The following is an 18,389-nucleotide window of genomic DNA, read 5'->3' as shown; positions in this document are numbered from 1 at the left end:
ATCTGTCACCCTCCCTTCACGGGGAGGGTGAATGATCCGCGTCGCGACTCCGAGTCGTCTTACGACTCCGCGTCTTCCTACGACTCCGCGTGACTGGATTTGCGCGTCGCCGTCGAGGACGGCACCAGCACCGGACGCAATGACGGGATCAGCTGCGTCCGTTCGCGGCGCGCGGGGATCGCGCGATAGACCTGCTTGCTCGCTTCCACGATATGCACGCCGGCGAACGGCATCGACAGCGCCGCGCCGACCCGCTCCCACGCCATCGCCGAGCGCAGGAACCAGCTGCCCTGCACCGGCGGCATGAACAGCGCCTCACCCCATGACGCCGGCGTGAACCAGGTCTGCCGCAACAGCTGGGTGATCTGCGCCCGCGAATAGGGCCGGCCATGGCCGAACGGCGTGGCATCGGTGCGGGTCCAGACGCCGCGCCTGTTCGGGATGATCGCGATCAGCCGCCCCGACGGCGACAGCACCCGCCACACCTCGCGCAGCAGCCGCTCCGGATCGTCGGACATCTCCAGCGCATGCACCAGCAGCACGCGGTCGACCGCGGCATCCGGCAGCGGCATCGAGAATTCGTCGATCAGGGTCGCCAGCGCAGGCCGGCCGGTCGGCCATTTCAGCACGCCCTGGGCCGCCGGCATGAAGGCAATGCAGCGCTCGCAGGTATCACGGAACAGGCCGAGGTAAGGCGTCGGATAGCCGAGGCCGAGCACGCGCAGGCCTTCCGCGTTCGGCCACCGCGCACGGATGCCACGGTTGATCAGCTGCCGCGCCACGATGCCGAGGCGCTGCGAATAGAAGTCGCGGAGGTCGATGACGTCCATGATCCCAGCCTAACATGCCCCCTGCAGCCGGGGAGCGCCGAAATTTGCGTTGCTGCCGGAGCGTTAACGCCATATTTCACCCCTATATTGGGCGCGGTAAGAGCATGATCCGGAAACGGCGACGCCGGCTTTTCGAAAAGGCCATGCTCTGAAATGTCCGTCCCGTTTGTTCGTGGAGATATCATGACCGCCGAAATTCGCACCTTCAGCTGCCTCACCGACAATTTCGGGTACCTGATCCACGATCCCGCCACCAAGGCGACGGCATCGATCGACGCGCCGGAGGCCGGCCCGATCATCAAGGCGCTGGAGCACGAAGGCTGGACGCTGACCGACATCCTGATCACCCATCACCATGGCGACCATGTCGGCGGCGTCGCCGAGCTGAAGCAGAAATATGGATGCCGCGTCGTCGCGCCGCACGACCAGTCGGCCAAGATCGCCAATGTCGATCTGCGCGCCGCCAATGCCGACGTCATCAAGGTCGGCAGCCTGCTCGCGCGCGTGGTCGAGACCCCCGGCCATACGCTCGACCATATCTCCTATGTGTTCGACGGCGAGAAGGCGGTGTTCGCCGCCGACACGCTGTTCTCGATCGGATGCGGCCGGGTGTTCGAAGGCACCTATCCGATGATGTGGGATTCGCTTCTCAAGCTGCGTTCGCTGCCGGACGATTTCCGTCTCTATTGCGGCCATGAATACACCGCCTCCAACGTGAAGTTCGCGCTCACCATCGAGGGCGACAATCCGCATTTGCAGGCCCGCGCCGAGGAAGTGACGAAGCTGCGCGCCGAGAACAAGCCGACGATTCCCGTGCTGCTGGGCGACGAGAAGAAGGCCAACGTGTTCCTGCGGGCCGACGAGCCGGCGGTCGCGGCCAAGCTGCACATGAAGGGCGCCGACCCGGCGCTGGTGTTCGGCGAGCTCCGCGAGCGCAAGAACAAGTCCTGATGTCACAGCTCTCGGCTGCCGACATCATCGCGCGGCTCGCGCTGCAGCCGCACCCCGAAGGCGGCCATTATCGCGAGACGTTTCGCGACGAGCGCTGTGATGCCAGTGGACGTGCGCATTCGACCGCGATCTATTTTCTCCTCGCGCGCGGCGAACGCTCGCACTGGCACCGCATCGACGCTGTCGAGATGTGGCACTACTACGCCGGCGCGCCGCTAACGCTGAAGATCGCGCAGGACGGCGGCCTACCGCATGCGATCACGCTCGGGCCTGATGTCGCGCACGGCGAGCAGCCACAGGCGATCGTGCCGGCAGGCGCCTGGCAGGCCGCGGAAAGCGGCGGCGACTGGACGCTGGTCGGCTGCACCGTGGCGCCGGGATTTGAGTTTGCGAAGTTCGAGATGGCAAAGCCCGATTGGTTCCCCGGCAACTGAAAAAAGGTACTCGGGAATCGGGTGGGTAAGCGGGCACCAAGCCATTAGCTCTAGGCTTCACATGAGGAAGCCAGCATGCTCAGCACCATCGATATCACACGCACTGCGGAATCGCGGAGCATTGAGCCGGCCATACTCTACTTCGGGACACCCGTCGTTCTGATTGGTTCGACCAATGAAGATGGCTCGCCCAATCTGGCGCCGATGTCGTCGGCATGGTGGGTTGGCTGGCGATGCATGCTTGGCCTCGCAAGCAATTCCAAGACCACCGAGAACATGATCCGCACCGGCGAATGCGTGCTCAATCTCCCATCGGTCGATCTTGTCGATGCCGTCAATGCTCTGGCGCGCACCACCGGCTCGAACCCAGTGCCGGCAGGAAAGATCAAGCGCGGTTATCGGCACGAACGGGACAAGTTCGACATCAGCGGCTTGACGCGATTGCACGGCGAGACCGTCGCCGCCCCGCGCGCCGCCGAGTGCCCGGTACAGATTGAGGCGAAGGTCGCCCACGTCCACAGAATGGCGCAGGAGGACGAGGTCTGGCGCGGCAATCTCATGGCAATCGAGGTGCGCGTGACCCGCGTGCACGCTCATCCGGGAATTTTGATGGACGGCCAAACCGACCGCATCGATCCCGACAAATGGCGACCGCTGATCATGAGTTTTCAGCAGTTCTATGGCCTGTCGCCCCAGAAGCTGAAGCATTCCGTGCTCGGGCAAATTCCGGAAGGCGCTTACAAGCCGCCTGGCTGGCGGCCAGCCGCCTAGTGTTTCCAGACCATGTCTTTCGCCGCGATCAGGCCGCCACCGGCGATCAGGATCGCGGCGATTGCGATGTTGGCGCTGGGCTTGGCAAAACCCGCGGCGATCAGGAACGCGGTCGAGAGCAGCGGCGTGGCGTAGGATGCGGCGCCGAGCACGCGGATGTCGCCCCGCTTCATGCCGATGTCCCAGGCGAAGAACGCAGCGCCCACCGGACCGATGCCGAGTGCTGCAACCGCGAGCCATTGCGGCGGTGTCGCGGGCCACACCGTGGTTTCCACCATCATGTGCACCAGCGCGGCGAGCGCGGCCGTGGCCAGGCAGAAGCCCGCCACCGCGTCGGTCGGCACTGCCTTGAGCCGGCGCGACATCACCGAATAGGCGGCCCAGACGAACGCCGCGACGAAGGCCGCCGCGAAACCTGGAATATGCGCTCTTGTGAAGGCGCCGGTGTTGCCGGCGAACAGCAGCACGGTGCCGGCAAGGCCAAGCAGCGCGCCGATGATGTGATGGATCGCAAGCCGCTCGCCCGGCAGCAGCGACGAAAACAGCACGATCAACAGCGGCCAGAGATAGTTGAGCAGGCCGGCCTCGGCCGGTGGCGCGAACCGTAGCGCGAGGAAATACAGCGCGTGATAGCCGAACAGCCCGCCGACACCGACGAGCCAGGCAACCGGCGACTGCTTCAGTGCGTCGAACGCTGCGGGACGGAACAGGAAGCTTGCGAACGCGACCGCGGCGCCGATCGCAAACGTCATGGCGGCGAGCTGGAACGCCGGGATCGCCCCGGTCGCCACCGTCATGACCGACAGCAGCGACCACATCAGGATGGCGGTCAGTCCGACAAGGGTGGCAGTTCGGGTCGTCATCTGAGTTCAATCCGTCGTGGCCGGGCCAGCCACGTCTCTGCTTCGCGCCTCGCGGTTGTAACGACGAAAATGCCCGGCACAAGGCCGGGCATCACGACTTGATTGGGAACCTCTGCGACGCGACGACGCTTCTCGCGTCAGGCCTGATACTGGCCGCCGTTGATGGTCAGCGTCGAGCCGGTAATGAAGCCCGCCTCGTCAGCCGCGAGGAAGACCACGGCGCGCGCGATCTCCTCGGGTTCGCCGAGCCGGTTGACCGGAATCTGCGGGATCACGTTCTTCTCGAGCACGTCCTTCGGCACCGCCTGCACCATCTCGGTGTTGATGTAGCCCGGGCAGATCACGTTGACGGTGATGCCGCCCTTGGCGTTCTCCAGCGCGAGCGCCTTGGTGAAGCCGATGTCGCCGGCCTTTGCCGCAGAGTAGTTGACCTGGCCGAACTGGCCCTTCTGGCCGTTGATCGAGGAGATCGAGATGACGCGACCGAACTTGCGGGCGCGCATGCCTTCGATCACCTGGCGCGTCATGTTGAACAGCGAGCCGAGGTTGGTGTTGATCACGGCAGTCCACTGCTCCAACGTCATCTTGTGGAATGCAGTGTCCTTGGTGATACCGGCATTGTTGACGAGCACATCGATCGGACCGAGATCGGCCTCGACCTGCTTCACGCCGGCCGCGCAGGCGTCGAACGATGCGACGTCCCACTTGTAGACCGGGATGCCGCTCTCCGCCTTGAACTTCTCCGCCGCGGCGTCATTGCCGGCGTAGCTTGCCGCCACCTTGTAGCCCGCCGCTTTCATCGCCTTGCTGATTGCAGCTCCAATGCCCCGCGTTCCGCCCGTCACCAATGCAACACGTGCCATGTCCGTCTCCTCCTTGGCCGTCTTTTATAACCGGATCACTCCGGTCTTCGCACTCACTCAACAAAGCGCGATGAGATTAGGCTGAATCGTCATCCCGCTTTAGCTCCCTTTTTTTGAGCACGATCCTTTTGGGAACCGCTTCAAACTTTTCCGGATCATGCTCTCGAAACAAAAATGCCCGGCACAAAGCCGGGCATCTTTTCTATCAGCTCGCGCCGTGGTTGACAGATGATCTTTTCATCACCTAACCGACCTCGCTGCCTCTTGTTCAGTCGCGTGCAACGCACATAGCGATGCCCATGCCGCCGCCGATGCAGAGCGTCGCGAGGCCCTTCTTGGCATCGCGCTTCTGCATCTCGTGCAGCAGCGTCACCAGCACGCGGGCGCCCGACGCGCCGACCGGATGGCCGATCGCGATTGCGCCGCCATTGACGTTGACCTTGGCCGGATCCCAGCCGAGGTCCTTGTTGACGGCGCAGGCCTGCGCGGCGAACGCCTCGTTGGCCTCGATCAGGTCGAGGTCGGCGATGTTCCAGCCGGCCTTCTTCAACGCGGTGCGCGAGGCCGGGATCGGCCCGGTGCCCATGATCTTGGGGTCGACGCCGGCCTGGCCCCACGAGACGATGCGGGCGAGCACCTTTTTGCCCTGCTTGGCAGCTTCCTTGGCGGTCATCAGCACGACGGCGGCGGCGCCGTCATTGATGCCCGAGGCGTTGCCGGCGGTCACGGTGCCGTCCTTCTCGAAGGCGGCGCGGAGCTTGGCCATCGCATCGATCGTGGCGCCATGGCGCGGATACTCGTCGGCGTCGACCACGATATCGCCCTTGCGGGACTTGATGGTGACCGGGACGATCTCGTCCTTGAACCTGCCGGCCTTCTGCGCCGCCTCGGCCTTGTTCTGTGAACCGACCGCGAACTCGTCCTGCTGAGAGCGGGTGATCTGGTACTGCTTGGCGACGTTCTCGGCGGTGTTGCCCATGTGGTAGCCGTTGAAGGCATCCCACAGCCCGTCCTTGATCATGGTGTCGATCAGCTGAAGGTCACCCATCTTGACGCCGCCGCGCAGATACTGCGCGTGCGGGGCCATGCTCATCGACTCCTGGCCGCCCGCGACCACGATCGAGGAATCGCCGTTGAGCAGCGCCTGGTAGCCGAGCGCCACCGTGCGCAGGCCCGAGCCGCAGAGCTGGTTGACGCCCCAGGCCGGGCTTTCCACCGGAATGCCGGCCGCGATCGAGGCCTGGCGGGCCGGGTTCTGGCCCTGGGCGGCGGTGAGGATCTGGCCCATGATGACTTCGGAGACCTGACCGCCCTCGACACCGGCCCGCTCCAGCGCCGCCTTGATGGCGATCGCGCCGAGGTCGTGGGCCGGCATGGTGGCGAACGCGCCGTTGAAGCTACCGACGGGGGTGCGGGCGGCGCTGACGATGACGACATCGTCTGACATGGACATCTCCTATGGGTTGTAGCTGGGTTTCTCGACGGCGGGCGGCCGGTTTGGCGGACCTGTCTCTTAACGACTATCCTGTAAACCTCATTGAGCCATGTCAATCGCGCTGACGCGCAAATCGCGCCGCGACGCACTCAAAATGACGTCCTTGGCACTTTCCTGAGCAATACCTTTGCTTTGGGATTAACCGTGCAGCACAAAACGGTAGCCGAACGGCTTTGAAAATGCTTACCTTTGCTGCGATGCGTTGCATTTAGCCCAGCGGCGATGCTGCCGGGTTCCAGGTCCTTCGGTGTTGAAGTGTGAGCCCATGGCAAAATCTGAACAACCGACCACGATCAAGAAATACGCGAACCGGCGGCTCTATAATACCGGTACGAGCACCTATGTGACGCTCGAGGATCTCGCGGCGATGGTGAAGGAAGGCGAGGATTTCCTCGTCTATGATGCCAAGACCGGCGACGACATCACCCGCTCCGTGCTTGCGCAAATCATCTTCGAACAGGAAAACAAGGCCGGGCAGAACCTGCTGCCGACCACCTTCCTGCGCCAGCTGATCCGGTTCTACGGCGACAGCATGCAGATGGTGGTGCCGAAATATCTCGAGCAGTCGATCGATACGCTGACCCGGGAACAGGAGAGATTTCGCAAGCAGATCGCGGGCGCCCTGAGCGGGACGCCGTTTGCTCCCCTGGAAGAACAGGTCCGCCGCAACATGGAGCTGTTCCAGCAGACCTTCTCCATGTTCAAGCCGTTCGTGCCGCAACGTGGCGGCACTGAAGCCGAGAAGGCGCCGGAGCCCGCGGCCGACGACGGCAACATCGACGACCTTCGCCGCCAGATGAAGGACATGCAGGAACGCCTCGAGCGCATGTCGCAGCCGGCGAAGAAGGACGAGTAGGCGTAGCGTCGCGCAGCGCGTTCAGCTTTGTGATCCGTCACCCTGAGGAGCGAGCACAGCGCGCGTCTCGAAGGGTCGACGGCCTCGCTCGTGCAGCAAGGGAATTGCATGCGCCTGCACATCCGGGCCGTGCATCCTTCGAGACGCGCTACGCGCTCCTCAGAGCCTGACCGAAAAAGCAGTGAGTGATTTCAGTCGGCTGTGATTCCTTCGGATTTGCGAAGATTCGAGGGAGTGCACCATGCCATGGACCAAAATCACTCGTGCTCAGTATCTGCGGAACGGACTGCGCTATGCAAGCGACATGACCGACGCGGAGTGGCGTCTGATAGCCAGGAAGTTGCCAGGTCGGCGTCGATTGGGCCGACCGCGGAAGGTTGATCTGCGCAAGGTGGTCGAGGCGATTTTGTTCATTCTGTCCACCGGCTGCCAATGGCGCGCTCTGCCGCGGGAGTTCCCGCCGTACTCGACGGTGCAAGGTTATTTCTATACTTGGCGCGATACTCGCCGATGGCACAGGATCGTGAAGGCTCTGGTCCGACAGGCACGGCGCAAACTCGGCCGCAAGCCGACACCGACGGCGGCCGTCATCGACAGTCAGAGCGCTTCGACGACACAAGCCGGCGGCCCGCGCGGCTTCGATCCGGGCAAACGTGTTAACGGACGTAAGCGGCACATCGTCACCGATACCAACGGTCTCTTGCTGGCCGTCCACGTTCACCCAGCCAATGTTCAGGACGTGCATGGTGCAGTCCCCTTACTGGAGCGCGTGCGAGAGCGCTTTCCGAAGCTGCGTCATGTCTTTGCTGACCGGGTTTATCGCGGAAAGCAGCTTGTTGGCGCGCTCTCCCATTGCGGGCCATGGACCATTGAGATCGTTCAGCGGCCGCCTGGGGTCAAAGGCTTCCAGCTCTTACCACGACGCTGGGTCGTCGAGCGCACCTTCGCGTGGTTCGGCAGGTGTCGCCGCCTCTCCAGAGATTTCGAGGGCTCCGCCTCAACTGAGGTCGCCTGGCTCCTCGTAGCCCATCTCAGGCTCTTGACCAGACGCCTCGCTATGCCCTGAAAATACTCAGCTCATTTGGAGTCAGACTCTCAGGATGACGGGTCTATAGTGGCGCGTCGTCCTAACCCGCAGCCGGCACAACCTTCTCCGCCGACGCGTTCCACGGCCGGTCCGGCGAGGCGAGGCCGATGAGGCGGCCCTGGATGAAGTCGCAGCCCCATTCGCGCAGCATCACGGCGGCTTCTTCGTCCTGCACCCATTCGGCGACGGTCTTGATTTCAAGGCGGCGCGCGAGATCGATCAGCGTCTGCACGAAGGCGCGGTCGTCGGCCGATCGCACGATGTTCTGCACGAAGGCGCCATCGATTTTGACAATATCGACGCCGAGCTTGCGCAAATTGCGGAACGAGGTGTAGCCGGCGCCGAAATCGTCGATCGCGATCCGGCTGCCGAAATTCTTCAGCCGCGTGACGAAGCCGCGGACGTCGTCGATATCCTGGATCGCGACCGTCTCGGTGATCTCGACGATCAGCCGCTCGCCGACGCCGGGATGCGCGTGCATCAGCGATTCGATGGTGGCCCACCAGTCCGGATCCATCGTGGTGTCCGGCGAGATGTTGAGGCTGAGCTGCACGCCAGGGGCAGAGGCGAGCTCGGCGATCGCAAGCTCCAGCACGCGATGATCGACCATCCGGATCAGGCCGAGCCGCTCGGCGACCGGCACGATATCGGGCGCGAGCAGCGCCTGGCCGTCCTCCTGCTCCATGCGGACCAGGCACTCGTAGAACGAAGGCTGCCGCGAGCGCGCATCGACCACCGGCTCGAAGCCGATCACGATACGGCGCTCGTTCAGCGCGGTGACGATCTCGTCGGTGACGCGGATGTTGACGCGGCGCTGGGCATCGCGCTCGACATTCGGCTTCCACAGCGCGAACGATCCGGCGCGGCGGCCCTTGGCCGCGTCCAGCGTCTCCTGGGCGCGATTGACCGCCTCCTCCGCCGACTTCGCATGGCGCGGGATGGTGACGGCGCCGATCGAGACCGTTACCGATACCGGGCCGGACCTGGTCGGCACCACCTCGTCGCGCACCGCGGCGAGGAAGCGCTCGGCGGCGACGTTGGTGTCGTCGACGGTGCAGTTGCGCAAGATCAGGCCGAACTTGTTGCCGGAGAAGCGGCCGAGCATGTCGCCGCTGCGCAGCCGGGCGCGAATCCGTTTCGCCACCTCGGCGATGACGGCGTCCGCGACATCGAAGCCGAACGCATCGTTGACCCGTGCCAGATGATCGATGCCGATCAGCATGAAGGCGCAGGAGGTGCGGAAGCGCGCGCACTCCTCGATGGACTCGGCGAGCGAGGCGATCAGATGGGTGCGGTTGAGCTCGTTGGTCAGCGGATCGTGCCGCGACAGCTTCACGAGCTGCTCGTCGCGGGCGTGCCGCTCATTGTTGATGCGAACGACGCCTTGCACGCGCGCCGGCCTGCCGTCGGCGCCGGCAAACCAGCAGCCGGTCTCCTCGATCCAGATCAACGGCGCTGAGGTGACGGCCCGCACGCCGTATTCGATCCGGTAGGGAACGCCCTCCCCGCCCCGCGCCGTTCCAGTCTGGCCCAGTGCATCGGACCGGACCGAGCGCATGGGCTCGATCAGCTTTGCGAGCTCGGTGCCGCTTGCGAGCGCCGCGAGGGGGATATCCGGGAAGACCGTCGCCACATTGTCGCTCCAGGCAATCGCGTCGGTCGCCAGGTCCCAGGCGAATGTCGCTTGGCCGAGCGAGGCGAGGATGCTGGCAGCTGGCGGGACAGGGGGCATCGAACATGTCTCGATTTGGGACGGCACCCGGTGATTCTATACACCCTCAAGATAGTGGTTCCGGCGAATCCAACGCTAGAAGAACTTGATAAATAATCTGGAAACCACGTTTTCGACTGCCGCGGAACGAACTGGGGATGGCGGGCATGACCCTTGCCATGAGGGTGTTGCAGAGGGACGCAACGTCCCAGACTATGACGCTCCAACGGGTCGCAGGCGATGCGCGATATCGATCAATCAGAGGTCCTGGACGGCGAGTTCACCGACACTGCCGGGGCGACCGGCACGGCTCTGGTGCCGCTGGCCGCGACCACCCATTGGGCGCCCAAGATCCCGCTGCCGCATGCCGATCCGTCGTTTGTGGCCCAACTGATCGCCACCGCCGCCCACGAGCCGCAGACGCGCGGACAACGGCGTGGGTCATTGGCCGACGCGCAGAGCGCCTACGGCCCGCATCTCGACGAACGCCGCAGCGTCGCGCGGCGGACCAGGCAAATCATCTAGCTCATCATCTCGCGATCAATGGGCCTTGACGGGCCGGTTGCCGTGGCTGTCCTGCGGCACGCCGCGGCGCAGCGACATGTGGGAATGGATGCCGAGCCAGCGCCCGTCCGCCTGACGCACAAGAATGATCGTCGCCCGTCCCGGCCGATCGAAGCGGCTGCCGTCCGCACGGAAGCCGGTGCTCGTCCATGGCGTGATCACCGTCGCCATGCCGGCGTCGGCGCTGATCAGCACCTGCGTATGCGCGAGATCGAAGGCGAAATCCGCGGTGCGGGGCCAGACATTGTCCCATTGCATCTCGGTCCAGCGCGCACGGCCCTGGATGAGTTCCTGATAGGTGCCGAACGAGATGATGTCCGAATGCCAGAACGGACGGGCGGCCGCATAGTCGACCGCCCTGACGCAGGCGGCGAACCGTTCCAGCCAGTCGAAGATCGATCGAGTGGTCGTCGAATCGGCGATCGGAAGGGCCGTTTCTCCGCTCATGATCGTCCTCGAGAACGCTCTAGCGTTGTGGCGTGTCCGGAGATGGCTGGCCGCCGGGCTGCAAATCCGGCGAATTGACCGTGGGCTTTGGCACCGATTGATCGAGCAGCACGGACTCCGCAACTGACGTCGCTGGAGGAACCGGCGCAGCGGGCGCCGGCGTTGCGACAGGTGCTGGCTCGGGCCGCGGCGGGGCAGGCTCCACCGCAGGCGCGGGCCGTGGCGTCTCGACCGCGGCGGGCTGTGACTTGCTGACCGGCGCCGGTGCCGCGGGCGCGACCACCGCACGGCGGCGGGTGCGCAGCGCAATTCCGGAAATGAAATCGACCAGCGCCAGCAGCGTCAGCAGGCAATAGGTCGAGTTGCCGAATTCGGCCAGAGCACGAATTCGGCGGCCGCCGCGCCGAACACGATCAGCGACAGCAGATGGTCGGTGAGATATTTCGCGCCGGGGCGCGCGCCCTTCATGACCTCGAGCAGCAACAGCAGCACGCCGGCGGCGAGCAGCATGTCACTGAGCGTGATCTGCCACTGCTCGCCCGACAGCAATGTCAGCCTGATCAGCGGGTCCGTGAAGGACACGCCGGGCATCAGGAAGGCGATGATGTTGTAGACCGCGAGCGGAACGAGCAGCAGCGGAAAACCGACCATCGGGGCTTGCGCCTTAATTCAGGGAGAACCAGCAATGCGGCGATGCTCATTGGCCCCGCCGCCGACGCGCCCGTCTTGGCCGCACTCGTTGGCCGAATTCAGGCGCAGCGCCGTCTTGATCGGAGGACGATCTCCGCGCAAACGCCTTTGGCGTTTGTCGCGAGGGAAAACCGCTACGCAATTTTCCCGATCATGCTCCCGCCAGCGGCGCGGAAGCCGAAGGTCCGATCAGGACTCTTTCTTGGCCTTCAGGACCTGGCGGCCCTTGTACATGCCGGTCTTCAGGTCTAGGTGGTGCGGACGGCGCAGCTCGCCGGAGTCCTTGTCCTCGACATAGGTCGGGGTCTTGATCGCATCGGCCGAACGGCGCATGCCACGGCGCGACGGCGAGGTTTTTCTTCTGGGAACGGCCATGACGGTGTCCTCTAGGGTGTTGCGGAGGCATCGTCCGAAATGCGGACGGGCTCAGCGCTTCGAAGCGCAAGCTGCGATGCCGGTAAGGCCGCGCTTATAGAGGAAGGGACCGCGTAAATCTAGGCCCGGAGACAGCAAAATCCGCCCGAAATCGCGCTCAAGAGCCGCGATTTTCGCGCCAGCAGCGCGTCACGGTGTTGGCCCGGGCCATATAGGTGCCGGACAGCCTGCGGACCCCCGGACCCGGGTTCCGGGCACTCCTTTTGACCGGATTCGGCAAGATCGCCGCCAAAAGCGCCGCCTCCCTGGGTGACAGCTCTGCAGCCGACCGGCCGAAGGCATATTGAGCACCGGCTTCGGCCCCAAACTGCCCGGATGGCCCCATTTCCGCGATGTTGAGGTAGATTTCGAGGATCCGTTGTTTCGGCAGCACGAAATCGATCCAGAGCGCCAACGGCAGTTCCAGCCCCTTGCGGATCATGCTGCGGCCGGGCCACAGGAACAGGTTCTTGGCCACCTGCTGGGTGATGGTCGAGCCACCACGGGCCGCCTCACCGTCCCCGGCGTCGTCGATCACCTCGCGCAGCGCCCCCCAATCGATGCCCCGATGCTTGCAGAAATGGGCGTCTTCCGAGCCGACCACGGACCGCGGCAGCGAGGGCGACATGGCGCCGAAATCGATCCAATGCCGCGTCACCGGAGCCCCTCGCAGGGTCCGCCACGCCATCAGGGCCGAAACTGGCCGACCGGTGCGGTAGAACGGCGTCACCAGGTAGGGCAGCAACAGCAGGGCCAGCAAAAGCAGCAATAAAATCCGGACAATGCGCAAAGCTGGGGTTTCCGGGGAGGACCTTCCAGGGAGGATTATAGGACCCGCCCGCCAGAACACGGCCGGCGCCATCAGACGTCTGTGGGATAATTCACGGTTTTTCCAGCACTTTTAAGGCGCAATCCGTCGCAGGGCGGGAATTGACGAAGCCGATCCCATCAACGATTGTCCGGCCGAAAATCGATCTGGAGCAATTCTTAATGACGACCGGTACTGCAGAGTTTTCCAAGCGGCTGGACCAGACCGCGGAGGATACCGAAGCCCTGCTCGCCAAACTGCTGTCCGATGCGACCGAGAGCGACGAGATCGTGCGCCCGAAGCGGCTGATCGAGGCGATGCGCTATTCGAGCCTCGGCGGTGGCAAGCGGCTGCGGCCGTTCCTCGCGGTCGAGAGCGCCGCGGTGTTCGGCATCCCGCGCGAATCCGCCCTGCTGGTGGGCGCCGCGCTCGAATGCATCCACTGTTACTCGCTGATCCACGACGATCTGCCCGCAATGGACAATTCCGACCTGCGCCGCGGCCGCCCGACCCTGCACAAGGCCTATGACGACGCCACCGCGATCCTCGCCGGCGACGCGCTGCTGACGATTGCCTTCGACATCATCACCCGCGATGCGATCCACAAGGACGCCCAGGTGCGCCTGCTGTTGACCCGCGCACTGGCGCGCGCCTCCGGCGTCGGCGGCATGGCCGGCGGCCAGATCCTCGACCTCGCCGGCGAAGGCCGCTTCGGCGACCGCGAGCCGGTCGACGTCGCCCGCGTGCAGCAGATGAAGACCGGCGCGCTGCTCCGCTTCGGCTGCATCGCCGGCGCGATCCTCGGCCAATCCTCGCAGAAGGAATACCAGGCGCTCGACGATTACGGCAAAGCGCTCGGCGAAGCGTTCCAGATCGCCGACGATCTGCTCGACGTCGAGGGCGACGCCGCCGCACTGGGCAAGCCGGCAGGCGCCGACGCGGTGCTCGGCAAGACTACCTTCGTCACCCAGCTCGGCATCGACGGCGCCAAGCAGCGCGTGCGCGACCTCCTGGCACGCGCCGACGCCGCGCTGTCGGTGTTCGGGAACCGGGGCGACGTGCTGCGCGCAGCCGCCCGCTTCGTCGCCGAGCGCAAGAACTAGCCGAAAGCAAACCGCGAAATGAGCAAGGAGTTCGACGATCGCCTTGTTCGTTTCCGCAAGCTGCCGATGCCGGTCCGCGTGGTGGTGGGCCGGCCGCGCACCTTCGTTTCGATCACGGTCGGCATCGCCGTCGCGCTGCTGATCCCCGGCTCGATGCGCCTCGTCACCCGCATGCTGGCCGGCTGGGACGCCTTCGCCGCGCTGTATCTCGCGCTTGCCTATGTGATGATGCTGCGCTGTGGCGTCGCCCACATCAAGCGCAGCGCCATCCTGCAGGACGATGGCCGTTTCCTGATCCTGCTGCTGACCGCGTTCGGCGCGCTGGCGAGCCTGCTGGCCATCGTGTTCGAACTCGGCGCATCCAAGGGCAACCCGGCCGGACTGGCGGTGGCAATCGTCACCATCACGCTGTCATGGACGGTGGTCCACACCGCGTTCGCGCTGCACTATGCCCACGAGTTCTACCGCGGCAAGACGCCCGGCGGATTGCAGTTTCCGAGCGGCGACGAGCATACCGACGCCGACTACTGGGACTTCGTCTATTTCTCGTTCGTGATCGGCATGACCGCGCAGGTGTCCGACGTCGGCATCACCGACAAGATCATCCGCCGCACCGCGACCGTGCACGGCATCATTTCGTTCATGTTCAATACCGCGCTGCTGGCGCTGATGGTGAATATTGCCGCGAGCGCGATCTAGCTGCGGGCTCCGCTTCACCTCGCCCCGCGTGCGGGGAGAGGCATAGGCCGCCCTCGGCGGCCGTTTTCAAGAACGCCGAAGCAAAGCTTCGGCTATGACGCATCGTCAGATGCGTTCCGAGTGAGGGGGAGCCCCCGCAAACTCAGCCATCACCGAATACGCGGAGATAGCCCCTCACCCCAACCCTCTCCCCGTAAGAACGGGGCGAGGGAGCGCAGCACCGTCGCGCTCGCTATTCGAGCCGATCTCATGCCTCGCTAGTTGCAGACCTCGACATTGCCGACGTTGCCGCCGGGGCCGCCGCCGCCGCGGTACTCGAGATGGCAGCCATGCCTGACCGGACGGCACAGATACGCATCGCACATGATCTGACCGCTGCCGCCGCCTTCCGCCCTGGCGCGGCCCTGCGGACGCGGAATGTCCGCGGACGGGACCTGTGGCTCGCGCTGCGGACGGAAGGCGCGTTCGCGGTCACGGCGCGGCAGACGCTCGTCGCTGTCGCGCTTGGCGACCGGCTTCCGCTCACGCCGCTTCTCGCATTCATTGTCGTCGTTGAGGAACGAGCCCTCGGCGCACACGATCCTGCTGCAGCGATCGCCGTCAGCCTTGTAGCCGTGCTCGCAGACCAGCGGGCAGACGCGGGATTGCTTCAGCTTGACGGCATCGAGGGTGTCGACGCTCGCGGTCTTGATGTCGAGCTTGGTGCCGGCATAGCGGTTGAACAGCGTCAGCGAGCGCTGCGAGGCTGCATTCCAGTCGCCATCGACGGTGCCAGTCAGGCAGCCGACGCGGCGCAACTCGGCCTGCACCGATTTGACCACGTCCACCTCGGGTGACCCGGTGGCCAATGCGGCTACGGTCGTGGTCTTCTCGGGAGGCGCCGGCGGTGCGGCCGCAGCCTGCGTTGCCGCTTGATCGGGAACAGCCTTGTTCGTCGCGGCACGATCGGAGAGCGCGGTATCGGCCTGGCGCTTCTGCTCGGCGGCCGCGGCCTGGTCCTGTGCGACCTGCTTGGCCCGTTCCGCGGCAAGACGCGCCACTTCGGCAGCCTTCGCGTCGGCCTCGGCCCTGGCCTGCTGCGCCTTCTGCGCGCCCTCGGCGGCGAGCCGGGCGCGCTCCTGCTCGGCCAGACGCGCCTTCTCGGTGGCGGCCACGCGCGCGTCCTCGGCGGTGAACTTCTCCAGCTGCAATCTGGCGAGGTTGGCGTAGTAGCCGCTCGGATATTGGGCGAGGAAGGCGTTCATCGCACTCTTGTTGCCGATCTGCAGCGCCAGCTCGTAATCGCGACGGGCCTCCGACTGCGGCGTCGGTGCGGGCGCAACGGGCGCGGCGGCGGCAGCGGCAGCGGCGGGGGCCGGCTTGGCCGGTGCCGGCACCAGCGGCACGTCCTCGCCGCCGAGCGAGCCATAGACGAACGGCTCCTGGCGGTTATTCGTGGTCTTCAGCACCTCGTCGCGGACATAACCGAAGGCGCGGCGGACATCGAGGCCGGGGGTCGGCAGGAACTTGGACAGCGCGATCGTGAACGGGCTGTTCTTGCCGTCGCCGTCGGCCGCGGTCGAGCCGGCCTTCGCGGAATAGGCGATCAGCACGTTCGGGCTGGTCGGCTCGACCTTGGCGAGCCCCTGCCCGATCGCCCGGGTCGCCAGCGTCCGCTTCATGGTCTTGGCAAACGGATTGTCGCGGCACGCATCGAGGATCACCAGCCGCAGCTTCCGCGCCGGCTCGATCGCGACCAGGATACGATCGAGCGAAAACGCCTCGTCATAGACGTCGGTATCGCGCTCCAGCCGGGCGTCGACCGGGATCAGATAATTGGCGCCGTCGACCTCGATGCCGTGGCCGGCATAGTAGACCAGCGCGATATCGGCATCGCGCGCGAGGTCGGCGAACTCGCGCAGCGCGCGGCGGGTCTCGATAGCCGGCAAGTCCCTGCGGAAGTCGACCACGTCGAAGCCGGCATTCTTCAACGTCGCGGCCATCACCGAGGCATCGTTGACCGGGTTGGCCAGCGGCGCGGTGTTCCGATAGGCCGAATTGCCGAGAACCAGCGCCACGCGCTTCTCGGCGAAGGCCGGCTGGCAGGCGATCAGCAGCAACGCCGCGACGGCGAGAAGCAGTCGTTTCAGTTTCAAGGGCCCAGACCCGTTCATGGCGACACTCTCGCCGTTTCCTAGCATGCCGGTCCAATTACCAGAAGCAAGCGGCGGGCTTTGTGAGGCACCTCACGATCGGTGCCGGCGTGGACCATGCCATCCTGACGATTAGTCGGCGGAAGCGGCCACCGGTTCGCATTTGGCGGGCTGCGACATTTCGTGCACGATCAGCAGCAACGAGAACAAGGAGGACGTCATGCAGGGCACAAGCGCACCGGTTCCAGCCGGCCGATCGCGCATGATCGGCGGCATGGCCCGAAATCTCCTCGCGCTTGCGCTGCTGGCCGGCTGCGTCGCGGGATGCGGCCTGGTCGACGCCGTGTTCGACGGCTTCAAGCACGCCAAAGCGGTCGAGAACGACCTCTTTGCGATGGTGGGGGTCAAACCGGCGGTCGGCTTCAACTGGCACAATGGCCGGCTCTCATCGGTGACTGTTACCTTCCCGAACCTGCTCCAGGACAAGCCATTGCAGGAACTTGCCGACGCAGCGCGCACCGCAGTCGGCAAGGAATTCAAGCAGCGCGCCGACAACGTCGTGCTCGCGTTCTCGCTGGGGCCGTCCGAGACACCAGTGGTGCAAGCGGACCCAACTCAGGGCAAGAACTTGCCTTGAGCGAATTTATTCCCCGCCTTGCGTGACGTGCTCCCGATATTGCGGCAGGTCGTCCAGTATCTCGTACCAGGGCGCCTTGGAGCCGACGAAGATATGCGCGGTCGGCCGGATCGTCGGCGCATCGCGCAGCGTACCCATCGTGACATGGACATAGGCGCCGTTGCGGACCTGCGAATAGAGCAGCGACCCGCAGCGGCCGCAATGCGCGTCGTGGGTGAGCTCATCGCCGTAGATCAGAAGACCCTCGGCGCCGCGGGTGACGGTGAACTTCTCGCGCACGATGCCTGCAAACGGCTTGAACGCCGATCCCGTGGTGCGCCGGCAGTTCGAGCAGTGACAATTCAGCGCATAGGTGAACGCGTCGGCCACTTCATAGCGCACGTCGCGGCAGAAGCATTCGCCGGTCAGGATCGTCTCGTTCGAATTTGCAGATGCGGTCACAACTCACTCCTCACGCGGAATTTTATCGCCGGCCATGGCGCAATCCGGCAGTTCATGGCTAAATCCTAGAGCCCTTTCCGTTCCGATTGAATCGGAACGGGGGGCTCTAGATTCTCGTTTTGACGCGTTTTCTTCACGCGAACCGGTACCTACTTCGCTCGAAAACGCTCTAGTAGTTCAAATCCTGCCGGGAGGGCTAACCAATGAGTCAAGAACGATCCAGCGTCGAAAGCGTCGTGCAAACCTATTTCGACGGCCTCTACGAGAGCAATGCCGACAAGCTCGCGACGGCCTTTCATCCCAGCGCCGATCTGCGCTGGGTGGACAAGGGCGAGCTGAAGGTCCTCAGCGTGCCGGACTGGCTCGCTCTGGTGCGCAAGCGGCCGTCGGCGAAGGCCGAAGGCAAGCCGCGCGAGGACTTCATCGTCACCATCGACCGGTCGGACGACAACACCGCCTTCATCAAGGTGCGTTGCCAGCTGCCGCCGCGCTATTTCACCGACTACCTCGTCGCAATGAAGCTCGCCGACGGCTGGCAGATCGTCTCGAAGTCCTACCGCTACGATCAGCGGGACTGACCGGGCGGCCCACCG

At 64.8% G+C, this 18,389-nt stretch carries 20 protein-coding genes and 1 pseudogene; 10 read left to right on the top strand and 11 right to left on the bottom strand.

The features are described 5' to 3' along the window. Nucleotides 1-77: 77 nt before the first annotated feature. Nucleotides 78-830 (bottom strand): class I SAM-dependent methyltransferase, encoded by a 753-nt coding sequence (locus AAFG13_RS28460; protein WP_207834498.1) that lies wholly within the window; start codon nt 828-830, stop codon nt 78-80. A 183-nt stretch (nt 831-1,013) separates the two neighbouring features. Here AAFG13_RS28460 and gloB point away from each other — a divergent pair, with 183 nt between their 5' ends. The 3 genes from gloB to AAFG13_RS28445 all read left to right on the top strand — a co-directional run bounded on the left by gloB (nt 1,014) and on the right by AAFG13_RS28445 (nt 2,986). Further along, nucleotides 1,014-1,781 carry a hydroxyacylglutathione hydrolase gene (gene gloB, locus AAFG13_RS28455; protein ID WP_212311962.1) on the top strand — a complete coding sequence of 256 codons (768 nt, stop codon included), beginning with the start codon at nt 1,014-1,016 and terminating at the stop codon, nt 1,779-1,781. Further along, on the top strand, nt 1,781-2,215 hold the full coding sequence (locus tag AAFG13_RS28450; RefSeq protein ID WP_212311963.1) for a cupin domain-containing protein: 435 nt from the start codon (nt 1,781-1,783) through the stop codon (nt 2,213-2,215). The genes gloB and AAFG13_RS28450 overlap by 1 nt, the downstream gene beginning before the upstream one ends. 75 nt (nt 2,216-2,290) lie before the next feature. Next, entirely contained in the window at nt 2,291-2,986 is a 696-nt protein-coding gene (locus AAFG13_RS28445; RefSeq protein WP_342708877.1) for a flavin reductase family protein, read from the top strand. Here AAFG13_RS28445 and AAFG13_RS28440 read toward each other — a convergent pair. From AAFG13_RS28440 to AAFG13_RS28430, 3 genes are all read right to left on the bottom strand, one after another. Then, nucleotides 2,983-3,849, bottom strand: a complete 867-nt coding sequence (locus AAFG13_RS28440; protein WP_342708876.1) for an EamA family transporter — start codon at nt 3,847-3,849, stop codon at nt 2,983-2,985. The two genes, AAFG13_RS28445 and AAFG13_RS28440, sit on opposite strands and share 4 nt — an antisense overlap. A gap of 137 nt (nt 3,850-3,986) precedes the next feature. Next, on the bottom strand, nt 3,987-4,712 hold the full coding sequence (gene phbB / locus AAFG13_RS28435) for an acetoacetyl-CoA reductase (RefSeq protein WP_212311966.1): 726 nt from the start codon (nt 4,710-4,712) through the stop codon (nt 3,987-3,989). 268 nt (nt 4,713-4,980) lie between these two features. After that, nucleotides 4,981-6,159 (bottom strand): acetyl-CoA C-acetyltransferase, encoded by a 1,179-nt coding sequence (locus AAFG13_RS28430; RefSeq protein ID WP_342708874.1) that lies wholly within the window; start codon nt 6,157-6,159, stop codon nt 4,981-4,983. 313 nt (nt 6,160-6,472) lie between these two features. On the opposite strand from AAFG13_RS28430, the gene phaR reads away from it, so the two are divergent. Both phaR and AAFG13_RS28420 read left to right on the top strand, forming a co-directional pair. Beyond that, nucleotides 6,473-7,063, top strand: coding sequence for a polyhydroxyalkanoate synthesis repressor PhaR (gene phaR, locus AAFG13_RS28425; RefSeq protein ID WP_097671126.1), 591 nt, complete (start codon nt 6,473-6,475; stop codon nt 7,061-7,063). A 241-nt stretch (nt 7,064-7,304) separates the two neighbouring features. Next, nucleotides 7,305-8,129 carry an IS5 family transposase gene (locus AAFG13_RS28420; protein ID WP_342708452.1) on the top strand — a complete coding sequence of 275 codons (825 nt, stop codon included), beginning with the start codon at nt 7,305-7,307 and terminating at the stop codon, nt 8,127-8,129. A 61-nt stretch (nt 8,130-8,190) separates the two neighbouring features. Here AAFG13_RS28420 and AAFG13_RS28415 read toward each other — a convergent pair whose 3' ends face one another. Continuing rightward, on the bottom strand, nt 8,191-9,882 hold the full coding sequence (locus AAFG13_RS28415) for a bifunctional diguanylate cyclase/phosphodiesterase (protein ID WP_342708873.1): 1,692 nt from the start codon (nt 9,880-9,882) through the stop codon (nt 8,191-8,193). Between the two features lie 219 nt (nt 9,883-10,101). Between AAFG13_RS28415 and AAFG13_RS28410 the strand changes: the two genes are divergently transcribed. After that, nucleotides 10,102-10,386, top strand: coding sequence for a hypothetical protein (locus AAFG13_RS28410; protein WP_342708872.1), 285 nt, complete (start codon nt 10,102-10,104; stop codon nt 10,384-10,386). Nucleotides 10,387-10,401: 15 nt separating this feature from the next. Here AAFG13_RS28410 and AAFG13_RS28405 read toward each other — a convergent pair whose 3' ends face one another. From AAFG13_RS28405 to mtgA, 4 genes and pseudogenes are all read right to left on the bottom strand, one after another. Then, a complete protein-coding gene (locus tag AAFG13_RS28405; RefSeq protein WP_342708871.1) occupies nt 10,402-10,872 on the bottom strand; it encodes a nuclear transport factor 2 family protein in 471 nt (156 codons plus the stop codon). Between the two features lie 19 nt (nt 10,873-10,891). Beyond that, a pseudogene (locus AAFG13_RS28400) lies at nt 10,892-11,523 on the bottom strand (hypothetical protein). 228 nt (nt 11,524-11,751) lie between these two features. Beyond that, the gene (gene rpmF, locus AAFG13_RS28395) at nt 11,752-11,937 is read right to left on the bottom strand and encodes a 50S ribosomal protein L32 (RefSeq protein ID WP_021077536.1); all 186 of its coding nucleotides are present in this window, start codon (nt 11,935-11,937) and stop codon (nt 11,752-11,754) included. 157 nt (nt 11,938-12,094) lie between these two features. Further along, nucleotides 12,095-12,838 carry a monofunctional biosynthetic peptidoglycan transglycosylase gene (gene mtgA, locus AAFG13_RS28390; RefSeq protein ID WP_342708870.1) on the bottom strand — a complete coding sequence of 248 codons (744 nt, stop codon included), beginning with the start codon at nt 12,836-12,838 and terminating at the stop codon, nt 12,095-12,097. A 128-nt stretch (nt 12,839-12,966) separates the two neighbouring features. Here mtgA and AAFG13_RS28385 point away from each other — a divergent pair, with 128 nt between their 5' ends. Next, entirely contained in the window at nt 12,967-13,887 is a 921-nt protein-coding gene (locus AAFG13_RS28385) for a polyprenyl synthetase family protein (protein ID WP_342708869.1), read from the top strand. 18 nt (nt 13,888-13,905) lie between these two features. Next, nucleotides 13,906-14,586, top strand: coding sequence for a DUF1345 domain-containing protein (locus AAFG13_RS28380; protein WP_342708868.1), 681 nt, complete (start codon nt 13,906-13,908; stop codon nt 14,584-14,586). Between the two features lie 257 nt (nt 14,587-14,843). On the opposite strand, the gene AAFG13_RS28375 is transcribed toward AAFG13_RS28380, so the two are convergent. Continuing rightward, complete coding sequence (locus AAFG13_RS28375; protein ID WP_342708867.1) at nt 14,844-16,739, bottom strand: caspase family protein; 1,896 nt, start codon at nt 16,737-16,739, stop codon at nt 14,844-14,846. A gap of 241 nt (nt 16,740-16,980) precedes the next feature. Here AAFG13_RS28375 and AAFG13_RS28370 point away from each other — a divergent pair, with 241 nt between their 5' ends. After that, the gene (locus AAFG13_RS28370) at nt 16,981-17,355 is read left to right on the top strand and encodes a hypothetical protein (protein ID WP_342708866.1); all 375 of its coding nucleotides are present in this window, start codon (nt 16,981-16,983) and stop codon (nt 17,353-17,355) included. A 6-nt stretch (nt 17,356-17,361) separates the two neighbouring features. Here AAFG13_RS28370 and AAFG13_RS28365 read toward each other — a convergent pair whose 3' ends face one another. After that, complete coding sequence (locus tag AAFG13_RS28365) at nt 17,362-17,796, bottom strand: GFA family protein (protein WP_342708865.1); 435 nt, start codon at nt 17,794-17,796, stop codon at nt 17,362-17,364. A gap of 203 nt (nt 17,797-17,999) precedes the next feature. Here AAFG13_RS28365 and AAFG13_RS28360 point away from each other — a divergent pair, with 203 nt between their 5' ends. After that, entirely contained in the window at nt 18,000-18,374 is a 375-nt protein-coding gene (locus tag AAFG13_RS28360) for a nuclear transport factor 2 family protein (RefSeq protein WP_212311980.1), read from the top strand. The last annotated feature ends 15 nt before the right edge of the window (nt 18,375-18,389 follow it).

Source organism: Bradyrhizobium sp. B124 (genome assembly GCF_038967635.1).
Lineage (GTDB): Bacteria > Pseudomonadota > Alphaproteobacteria > Rhizobiales > Xanthobacteraceae > Bradyrhizobium.
Note: the sequence above shows the minus strand (reverse complement) of the source record. Positions and strands in the feature narration are given on the sequence as shown.